The sequence below is a fragment of the Arenimonas sp. genome, assembly GCF_035312645.1.
GTDB lineage: Bacteria > Pseudomonadota > Gammaproteobacteria > Xanthomonadales > Xanthomonadaceae > Arenimonas.
Genome location: NZ_DATGBO010000135.1, coordinates 1 through 8,983 on the forward strand (window position 1 = coordinate 1; position 8,983 = coordinate 8,983).

An 8,983-nucleotide genomic window follows, 5' to 3' on the forward strand; every position below is an offset into this window, starting at 1 on the left:
GCAGAAACGCGCGGCTGACGACATCGTCCTCGATCAACAACAGGTGCGGGCCCATCGTGCTCATCGTCAGCGGCTTCGCTCACAGGTCCGGTCAAACCGACTATTCTTGCAGCATGCGGATTACCCATGCCGTCATCAAGCTCCTCTTGTTCGCCGCGGCCTGCGTGGCTGGCGGCGCGCAGGCAAAGCAACTTGAGTTGCGCGTCGCGCACCTGAGCACCGGCGCTGGCTCGCTGCAAGGCGTCACGATATTGCTGGATTGGCCTGATGGCGCGAGCAGCGGTTCGTTGCGCCTGCGCGCGGCGTCGCTGGATTTCCCCTCGATCTCCTACCGCGCCCGCGATATCGATTGGCAGTGTCCGTTGGCGCGTACAAAAACACAGGGCTGGCGCTGCGTTGGGCCAGTGCGCGCCAACGGCTCGGCCGGCGCGCCACTGGCTGTGGTGTTTTCCGCAGCGGCCACCGAAGCGGAACTGCGCATCGGCGACAGCCGCATCGCTTATCAGGCATTGGCGGCGGCACCGGATGATTCCCGTATCAAACTCGAGCGCGTGCCGGTGGCCTGGCTCAAGGCCTATCTTGCGAGTCTCTGGTCCGAGGGGAGCTGGCCACAGGGCAGGCTGGGTGGACAGATCGATGTGCTGACGCCGGCCAAGGGGCCGTTCGAAGTGCGCACGGATCTCGCCATCGACAGTCTGAATGTCGAGACGCCAACCGGCTGGCTCGCGGCCGCTGGACTCAAGGGCCAGCTGAAAATAAATTATCGCGACCTCGCCGGCCGTCAGAGCCTGGACACGCGTCTCGATTTGCGCGGCGGCGAATTCCTCGCCTCGAATTTCTACGCGCAATTGCCGACAACGCCAGTGACCATCCAGGTGCTTGGCGAACGTCAGGGCACAGCGCGCTGGCGACTGCCGCTGCTGCGCTGGTCCGATCCCGGCGTGTTCGATGCGCAAGGCGCGGCGACGCTCGCTGCCGATGGCGCGATCGCCGACCTCGACCTCGACCTCTCGCTGGGCGATCTCGCGACCGCACGCGATCGCTATCTCAGCGGATTTCTTGCGCCGGCGGGTTTCCCCGATCTCGTGCTGACCGGAAAAGTGCAGGCCGGATTGCGGTTGCGTGCCGGGCAACTGGATGCGGCGCAGGGGCAGTTCACTGCGGTCAATGCCATCGACAGCAAGGCGCGCTTCACCATCGCTGGCGTCAATGGCGATCTGCGCTGGAGCGCAGGCGAAGCGCCCGTGGCGAGTCGTTTTTCCTGGAGCAGCGGCGCGCTTTATGGCATCGGCCTGGGCCGTGCGGAATTTGGTTTCAGCAGCGCGAAAGGCGAATTGCGTCTTGACGCGCCGGTGGCGATGGATGTGCTTGAGGGTCGCATCTCACTCGATCACCTGCGTTGGCAGGCGCCGCAGGGCGAGACCGGCGCGACGTTTCAATTCGGCGTCGGCATGGACAAACTCGATCTCGCCAGCCTGTCGCAGCGACTCGGCTGGCCGCCATTCACCGGCACCATCGGCGGCAAGATTCCCTCGGCGCGTTACGCCGCCAGCATCCTCACGCTCGATGGCGGGCTGGAGATGGATCTGTTCGGCGGCAACATCCGCCTTTCCGATCTCGTTATGGAGCGACCGCTGGGCATCGCGCCAACGTTGTCGGCCGACGTGGCCTTGCAGGACATCGATCTGGAACCGATGACCAAGGCCTTCGATTTCGGTTCGATGACCGGGCGACTCGATGGTCGCATCGACAAACTGCGACTCGTCGACTGGTCGCCGGTGGCGTTCGACGCGAAGCTGGAAAGCGACAGCAGTTTCAAGGGCAAGCGCCGTATCAGCCAGCGCGCGGTCAAGGATATTTCCAGCGTCGGCGGCAGTGGCCTGGTTGCCGGATTGCAGGCGAAAGTGCTGCAGTTTTTCGATGATTTCGGCTACGACCGCATCGGTCTGGGCTGCAAGCTCAAGGACAACGTCTGCCAGATGGATGGCATCGGTTCAGCGGGCGATGGCTATATCATCGTCGCCGGTGCCGGTGTGCCTCGCATCCAGGTGGTAGGCTTCAGGCGTCGTGTCGATTGGCCAACGCTGGTGTCGCGCCTCAAGGCCGCCACCGAAGGCCAGGCACCGGTCATCCAATAAGGAGAGTGGTATGCGCAAGTCGATGTCGCAGTTGTTGGTGGCCCCGATGCTGATCGCCAGTGCGATGGTTCTGGTCGCCTGCGTCACCATCAACGTTTATTTTCCGGCAGCGGAAGCTCAAGCCGCCGCCGCCGAGTTTGTCGACAAGGTCATTGGTGACCAGGCGGCGCCGGCCACCAATCCGCCGCCGAAGCCTGAGGAAAAGAAGCAGCCTTCTGCTTACCAGGGCCCGCGGTTCGATCCGATGTCGCTGTTCATCAACAGCGCACAGGCCGCGGAAGGCGTCGATATCACTATCCGCACGCCGGCCATCCAGGCGATCCAGGACCGCATGGCCGAGCGCTTCCAGAGTTCGCTCGAAGCGCAGTTCAGCAGCGGTGCGTTGGGCTTCGGCAAGGACGGCCTGATCGTCGTGCGCGATGCCAGCAAGATCGCATTGAAGGACAGGGTCAGCGTCAACCAGTTCGTCGCCGACGACAATCGCGATCGCAATGCCGTCTATCGCGAAATCGCGGTGGCCAATGGCCATGCGGAATGGGAAGGCCAGATCCGCCAGACCTTCGCCAAGCAATGGGTGGCCAGCGCCCGTGCCGGTTGGTGGTATCAGGCGGCGGACGGTAGCTGGAAGCAGAAATAGGGCCAGGCCGGACGCGCAAACAAACTGCTTTTGCACACCTGGGGCCGCGGATTTGCGACAATCCGCGGCCCTTTCCATGTGCGAATCCCGTGGCCCGATCCCGAAGCAAAATCAACCGCGAATTCGAGATCGAGATCGACGGATTCAGCCACGATGGCCGCGGTGTCGGCCGCCTCGATGGCAAGACGGTATTCGTCGCCGGCGCCTTGGTCGGCGAGACAGTGCGAGTCAAGCAAACTGGCCGCAATCGTCATTTCGACGAAGCCGAAACCCTGGAAGTCCTCAAGGCGTCACCCGATCGCGTGACGCCGCGCTGCCCGCACTTCGGCGTCTGCGCCGGCTGCGTGCTGCAGCATCTGGCGGTGGATCAACAGATCACCGCCAAGCACAAGGTGCTGATGGAAAACCTCACGCGCATCGGCCATGTCGAGCCGGCGCATGTGCTGGAGCCGCTTTCCGATGCGGCCTGGGGTTATCGCCGCAAGGGTCGTTTCTCGGTGCGTTTCGTCGAGAAGAAGGGCCGCACGGTGGTCGGCTTCCGCGAAACCAATCCGCGCTTCGTCGCCGAACTCAGCGAGTGCCACACGATCATCCCCGCGCTCGGCGAAAAGATTCCTGCGCTGGCTGCGCTGGTCGATTCGCTGGACGGCAAACGCGCGATTCCGCAGATCGAATTCATCACCGGCGGTGGACCGATCGTGCTGGTGTTCCGGCATCTCGAGCCGCTGTCGGACGCCGATCAGCAGCGCCTGCTCGCATTCGCGAAGGACAGCGGCTTCGCTGTCTTTCTGCAACCTGGCGGCATCGACACGGTGCGCCCGCTCTGGCCTGAATCGGTCGATCTGGATTTTTCGATTCCGGCGTTCGATCTCTCCCTGGCTTTCCGGCCGCTGGATTTCATCCAGGTCAACGATGGCCTGAACCAGAAGATGATCGCGAGCGCACTGGACCTGCTCGATCCGCAACCAGGCGATCGCGTGCTCGATCTATTCTGCGGACTGGGCAACTTCACGTTGCCGCTGGCGCGCCGCGCTGGACAGGTCGTGGGTGTCGAAGGCGATGCCGGACTGGTGGCGCGCGCGCGCGAAAACGCCCAGCGCAACGGACTGACCAATGTCGAATTCCACGCCGCCGATCTCGCCAAGGACCTTGCTTCCGAAGCTTGGATGAAACAGGGCTTCGACAAGCTGCTGCTCGATCCGCCGCGCGCGGGCGCGGCCGAGGTGCTGGCGCAGATGCCGCTCAAGGGCATCCGTCGCATCGTCTATGTTTCCTGCCATCCCGGTTCACTGGCGCGTGACGCCGGGTTCCTGGTGCGCGAGCGCGGTTACACGCTCAAGGCTGCGGGTGCGATGGATATGTTCCCGCATACCGCGCACGTGGAATCGATCGCGCTGTTCGAGAAATAGGCATCGTGTAGGAGCGGCGTGAGCTGCGACTTCTCTTTACATCGGACAGGCAGGTCGCGGCTGAAGCCGCTCCTACATAGGAATGTGCGCATGCCCATCGAGATCGAAAGAAAATTCACCGTCATCGGCGACAGCTGGCGCGCCAGTGTCGAGAAATCCGTGCGCATGGCGCAGGGTTATCTCAACGACATGGCGGCGATGAAGGCGGGGACGCAGAAGGCCTCGGTACGCGTGCGCATCGCCGGCGGGCAGGCTTTCCTCAACATGAAGTCGCGTGAGCTTGGCCACACTCGCCAGGAATTCGACTATGAAATTCCGCTGGCCGATGCCGAAGCATTGCTGAAACTCTGCGTCGGCGGCCTCATCGACAAGACCCGGCACTACGTCCGCTACGCGGGATTTCTCTGGGAAATCGATGTCTTCGAAGGCAGCAATGCCGGCCTGACCGTCGCCGAAATCGAATTGACCAGCGCCGATACCGCGTTCGACAAACCCGATTGGGCGGGCAGGGAGGTCACGGACGCGTTGCGCTATTACAATCTGGCCCTGGCCGATCGGCCGTATTCGCAGTGGACGGACGAGGAGAAAGCTTGATGCTGGTGATCGGAATCTCGGGCAAGGAACTCACCGCGGACGAGCGCGACTGGCTGCAGCATCCGGCTTGCGCCGGCGTGATCCTGTTCAGCCGCAACTTCGCCTCGCGCGATCAGGTTGCCGAACTCAGTGCCGCCATCCGTGCTGCTGCGCTGCGGCCGCAGTTGATCTGCGTCGATCAGGAAGGCGGACGCGTGCAGCGTTTCCGCGAAGGCTACGTCGAACTGCCACCGCTGGAAATTTTCGGCAAGCGCTACGCAACCGATCCGGCCGGCGCGCTCGAGCTCGCGCAGGAGCACGCCTGGTTGATGGCCAGCGAGATCCGCGCCACCGGCGTCGACCTGAGTTTCGCGCCGGTGGTCGATCTTGGCCGCGGCAATCGCGCGATCGGCAACCGTGCTTTTTCCGCGGAGCCCGCGATCGTTGCCGAATTCACCCGCGCCTATGTGCGCGGCATGCATGCCGCCGGTATGGCGGCGACGCTCAAGCATTTCCCGGGGCATGGTTCGGTGCTCGAAGACACGCATTTCGACGACGCCATCGATCCGCGCTCGCTGGATGTGCTGCGCAGCGAAGACCTGCTGCCGTTCGTCGCCGGTATCGATGCCGGCGCCGATGCGGTGATGATGGCGCACGTGAAGTATCCGGCGGTCGCACCGGAGCCGGCCGGTTATTCGCCGCGTTGGATGAATGAGATTCTGCGCGGGGAAATGGCTTTCCGCGGCGTCATCTTCAGCGACGACATCGGCATGGCCGCAGCGGAATCCGCGGGTGGCGTAGCTGCGCGCATCGATGCGCATCTTGATGCCGGCTGCGATGTCGTATTGGTCTGTCCGCCAGCGCTGGTCGCCGATTCGCTGGCGGCGATGGATCGTCGCCCGAGCAGCAACACGGCGACGCTGGTGTCGTTGATGGGCCGCGGCGCGGCCGGTTGGCAGGGCTTGCTGGCCGAAGCGCGCTACGATGGTGCCCGAAGCCGCCTGACTGGCCCGGAGATCGCCTGATCATCATGCCGAACAATCTCGCCGTCGCCCTGCAAAATTCCGAACGCTTGTTCGATCGCGTCGAGATCGACCGTGCCATCGCCCGCATCGCCGTCGATATCCGCAACGACTATGCCGGCGCCAAACCCGTCTACCTGACGATCATGCACGGCGGCATGCTGTTCGCCTCGCAGCTGTCGCTTGAGCTGGGCATCGATCTGGAATTCGACTACCTGCATGCGACGCGTTATCGCGGCGCGACAACGGGCTCGGGCCTGGCCTGGTTGCATCGGCCGGCGACGCCGCTGGAAGGCCGGCGGGTATTGCTGGCCGACGACATCCTCGATGAAGGCCACACGCTCAAGGCCGTGCGCGACTGGTGCGAAGATCAGGGCGCGGCCGATGTACGCATCGCCGTGCTCACGGTGAAAAACCACGATCGCCGCGTCGAGGGTATAGAAGCCAATTACGTGGCGCTGGAAGTTCCGGATCGCTACGTCTACGGATTCGGCATGGACTACCACGAGCAAGGCCGAAACCTGCCGGGACTTTACGCGCTCAAATGAATCCAGAAATCTCGCTTGCCGTGATCGGCGGCACCGGTTTGTACAAGCTCGCGGCGCTCGCTGCTGTTGAGACGCTCGAGGGCGAGACGATTTACGGCAAGCCCTCCGGGCCCTTGCGCATCGGCACGATCGCCGGTCACCGCGTCGCGTTTCTCGCACGCCATGGCGAAGGCCACTCGCTGCCGCCGCACAAGATCAACTACCGCGCCAACCTGCAGCGGCTCAAGGACATCGGCGTGCGCCGCGTGCTGGCGATCAATGCCGTCGGCGGCATTGGCGATCGCTTCGGTCCGCGTGTCGTCGCTTGCCCGGACCAGATCATCGACTACACCTGGGGCCGGATCAGCACGCTCGGCGAAGAACCAGGCAGCGAGGTGCTGCACGTGGATTTCGGCGACCCGTACACTGCCAGTTTGCGTCGGAGCATTCTCGATGCTGCTGCACGCGTCGGTACTGACGTCGTCGATGGTGGCTGCTACGGCGCGACGCAGGGGCCGCGTCTGGAGACTCGCGCGGAGATCGCACGGATGCGTCGCGATGGCTGCGATCTGGTTGGCATGACCGGCATGCCCGAAGCCGGACTCGCGCGCGAACTCGGCCTCGATTACGCCTGCCTGGCGCTGATCGCCAACTGGGCCGCGGGCTGCGGCGATGCAGCAGAGATCACCCTCGAGGAAGTGCTGGCCAATGTCGAAGTCGCGTCGGCGTCCTTGCCGCGTCTGATCGCGGCGATGCTGGGGTGATTGTCAAGGCTTTTTGCCTTCTTCATACTCGGGCCGCGCACGCGACCGAGCTTCCAGCGGGGCCGTGGCATTCCGTCCAGATCAGCATTCGAGGTAGTTCATGAGTAACGGCACCGTAAAATGGTTCAACGACGCGAAAGGCTTTGGTTTCATCGCGCCGGAAGACGGCAGTGAGGACATCTTCGTCCATTTCTCCGCGATCACCTCCACCGGCTTCCGCTCGCTGAAAGAAGGCCAGCGCGTGAGCTTCGAAGTGGTCCAGGGACCGAAGGGCAAGCAGGCGGCGAACGTCGCACCGCTTTGACCGGCCCGCGCCAGTCCTGAAAGAAAAACCCCGCTGATGCGGGGTTTTTTCTGGGCAAGGTTGGGCTTTTTGTCCCCGCAAGCTAGTGAGTCTTGAGTGGACAGGTCGGGTTTTTGTCCCCGCAAGCTAGCGAGCCTTGAGATAGCTGCTGCTGCGGTTAGGCATGATCAAACTGAAGACGCGCCAGTTCGGCATAGAGGCCACCTTGCGCGACGAGTTCGGCGTGCGTGCCTTGGGCGACGACGCGGCCGTGGTCCATAACGATGATGCGGTCGGCTTTCAGCACGGTGGCGAGGCGATGCGCGATCACCAGCGTCGTGCGGCCTTCCATCAAGCGTTCCAGCGCCTGCTGCACCGCGCGTTCGCTTTGCGCATCGAGGGCCGAGGTCGCTTCGTCCAGCAACAGGATCGGCGAATTCTTCAGCAGTGCGCGGGCGATCGCCAAGCGTTGCTGCTGGCCACCGGACAGGCGCGCGCCGCGTTCGCCCAACTCACTGTCGTAGCCGTTCGGCAGAGCGAGCAGGAATTCGTGCGCTTCCGCACTGCGCGCTGCGGCTTCGATTTCGGCGTCGCTGGCATCGAGTTTCCCGTAGCGCAGATTTTCGCGCGCGGTGGTGCCGAAGATCACCGGGTCCTGCGGCACCAGCGCGATCGCGTCGCGCAGGGTCGAGGGATCGAGCGAGCGCAGATCGACGCCATCGACGCTGATGCGTCCGCTTTCGGGATCATGGAAGCGCAGCAGCAGCTGGAACACCGTGCTTTTGCCGGCGCCGGACGGCCCGACCAGCGCGACGGTTTCGCCGGGCGCGATGCGCAGGCTGAAATCCTCAAGTGCGGCGGCATCAGGGCGACTCGGATAATGGAAGCGCACGTGATCGAGTTCGATCTCGCCGCGGATCGGCATAGGCAGCGGCTGCGGATTTGCCGGCACGGTCAGACCCGAACGCTCGCCCAGCAATTCATTGATGCGCTCCATGCCGCCGCCGGCGCGCTGGACTTCAGCCCAGACTTCGGTCAATGCGCCAACCGAGCCGGTGCCGATGCCGGCGTAGAAAAGAAATTGCAGCAGCGTGCCCGGCGTCATGGTGCCGGCGAGCACGTCTTTCGCGCCGGCCCAGAGGATGGCGGTGATACCGCCGAACACCAGGATCATCACGCAGGCGGTGAGGATCGACTGCATGCGGATGCGCTTGCGCGCCGCACCCAGCGATCGCTGCACGGCCTCGGAAAAACGTCCGCGCTCGAACGGTTCGCGCGCGTAGCTTTGCACCGTGTGCATGGCATTGAAGGTTTCGCCAGCGCGGGCGTTGGCATCGGCGACGCGATCCTGGCTGTCCTTGGCGGCGCCGCGCACGCGCCGACCCGAGAGCGCGATCGGCACCACCACCAGCGGAATGCCGATCAATACCAGACTGCCCAAGCGCGGGCTGGTGATCGCCAGCATGATCGCGCTGCCGATCACCGTGATGCCGCTACGCAGGGCGATCGACATGCTCGAGCCGACGACGCTGCGCAGTAGTTCGGCATCTGCAGACAGTCTTGAAATAAGTTCGCCACTACGGGTACGTTCGAAGAAGCTTTGATCGAGGCTGAGGAGATGCCCGTAAAG

The 8,983-nt window shown here is 63.8% G+C and carries 9 protein-coding genes; 8 read left to right on the forward strand and 1 reads right to left on the reverse strand.

From position 1 onward, the window contains the following. The first annotated feature begins 113 nt into the window (after nucleotides 1-113). From VKM35_RS12080 to VKM35_RS12115, 8 genes are all read left to right on the forward strand, one after another. Nucleotides 114-2,138 carry a hypothetical protein gene (locus VKM35_RS12080; protein ID WP_324321269.1) on the forward strand — a complete coding sequence of 675 codons (2,025 nt, stop codon included), beginning with the start codon at nucleotides 114-116 and terminating at the stop codon, nucleotides 2,136-2,138. 10 nt (nucleotides 2,139-2,148) lie between these two features. Further along, nucleotides 2,149-2,775 carry a YdbL family protein gene (locus VKM35_RS12085; RefSeq protein WP_324321270.1) on the forward strand — a complete coding sequence of 209 codons (627 nt, stop codon included), beginning with the start codon at nucleotides 2,149-2,151 and terminating at the stop codon, nucleotides 2,773-2,775. 89 nt (nucleotides 2,776-2,864) lie between these two features. Further along, nucleotides 2,865-4,184 (forward strand): 23S rRNA (uracil(1939)-C(5))-methyltransferase RlmD, encoded by a 1,320-nt coding sequence (gene rlmD, locus VKM35_RS12090; protein WP_324321271.1) that lies wholly within the window; start codon nucleotides 2,865-2,867, stop codon nucleotides 4,182-4,184. A 90-nt stretch (nucleotides 4,185-4,274) separates the two neighbouring features. After that, nucleotides 4,275-4,778 carry a CYTH domain-containing protein gene (locus VKM35_RS12095; protein WP_324321272.1) on the forward strand — a complete coding sequence of 168 codons (504 nt, stop codon included), beginning with the start codon at nucleotides 4,275-4,277 and terminating at the stop codon, nucleotides 4,776-4,778. Further along, the gene (gene nagZ, locus VKM35_RS12100) at nucleotides 4,778-5,782 is read left to right on the forward strand and encodes a beta-N-acetylhexosaminidase (RefSeq protein ID WP_324321273.1); all 1,005 of its coding nucleotides are present in this window, start codon (nucleotides 4,778-4,780) and stop codon (nucleotides 5,780-5,782) included. Before VKM35_RS12095 ends, nagZ begins: the two co-directional genes overlap by 1 nt. A gap of 5 nt (nucleotides 5,783-5,787) precedes the next feature. After that, nucleotides 5,788-6,327 carry a hypoxanthine-guanine phosphoribosyltransferase gene (locus VKM35_RS12105; RefSeq protein ID WP_324321274.1) on the forward strand — a complete coding sequence of 180 codons (540 nt, stop codon included), beginning with the start codon at nucleotides 5,788-5,790 and terminating at the stop codon, nucleotides 6,325-6,327. After that, on the forward strand, nucleotides 6,324-7,070 hold the full coding sequence (locus tag VKM35_RS12110) for an S-methyl-5'-thioinosine phosphorylase (RefSeq protein WP_324321275.1): 747 nt from the start codon (nucleotides 6,324-6,326) through the stop codon (nucleotides 7,068-7,070). Before VKM35_RS12105 ends, VKM35_RS12110 begins: the two co-directional genes overlap by 4 nt. 100 nt (nucleotides 7,071-7,170) lie before the next feature. Further along, nucleotides 7,171-7,374, forward strand: a complete 204-nt coding sequence (locus tag VKM35_RS12115) for a cold-shock protein (protein ID WP_324321276.1) — start codon at nucleotides 7,171-7,173, stop codon at nucleotides 7,372-7,374. Nucleotides 7,375-7,531: 157 nt separating this feature from the next. Here the strand turns inward: VKM35_RS12115 and VKM35_RS12120 are convergent. After that, on the reverse strand, nucleotides 7,532-8,983 hold a 1,452-nt coding region (locus VKM35_RS12120; protein ID WP_324321277.1), incomplete at its 5' end, for an ABC transporter transmembrane domain-containing protein.

Coding starts and splice junctions, on each gene's coding strand:
- VKM35_RS12080 (WP_324321269.1), top strand. CDS start 114: ATGCGGATTACCCATGCCGTCATCAAGCTCCTCTTGTTCGCCGCGGCC.
- VKM35_RS12110 (WP_324321275.1), top strand. CDS start 6,324: ATGAATCCAGAAATCTCGCTTGCCGTGATCGGCGGCACCGGTTTGTAC.
- VKM35_RS12115 (WP_324321276.1), top strand. CDS start 7,171: ATGAGTAACGGCACCGTAAAATGGTTCAACGACGCGAAAGGCTTTGGT.
- VKM35_RS12095 (WP_324321272.1), top strand. CDS start 4,275: ATGCCCATCGAGATCGAAAGAAAATTCACCGTCATCGGCGACAGCTGG.
- VKM35_RS12105 (WP_324321274.1), top strand. CDS start 5,788: ATGCCGAACAATCTCGCCGTCGCCCTGCAAAATTCCGAACGCTTGTTC.
- nagZ (WP_324321273.1), top strand. CDS start 4,778: ATGCTGGTGATCGGAATCTCGGGCAAGGAACTCACCGCGGACGAGCGC.
- VKM35_RS12085 (WP_324321270.1), top strand. CDS start 2,149: ATGCGCAAGTCGATGTCGCAGTTGTTGGTGGCCCCGATGCTGATCGCC.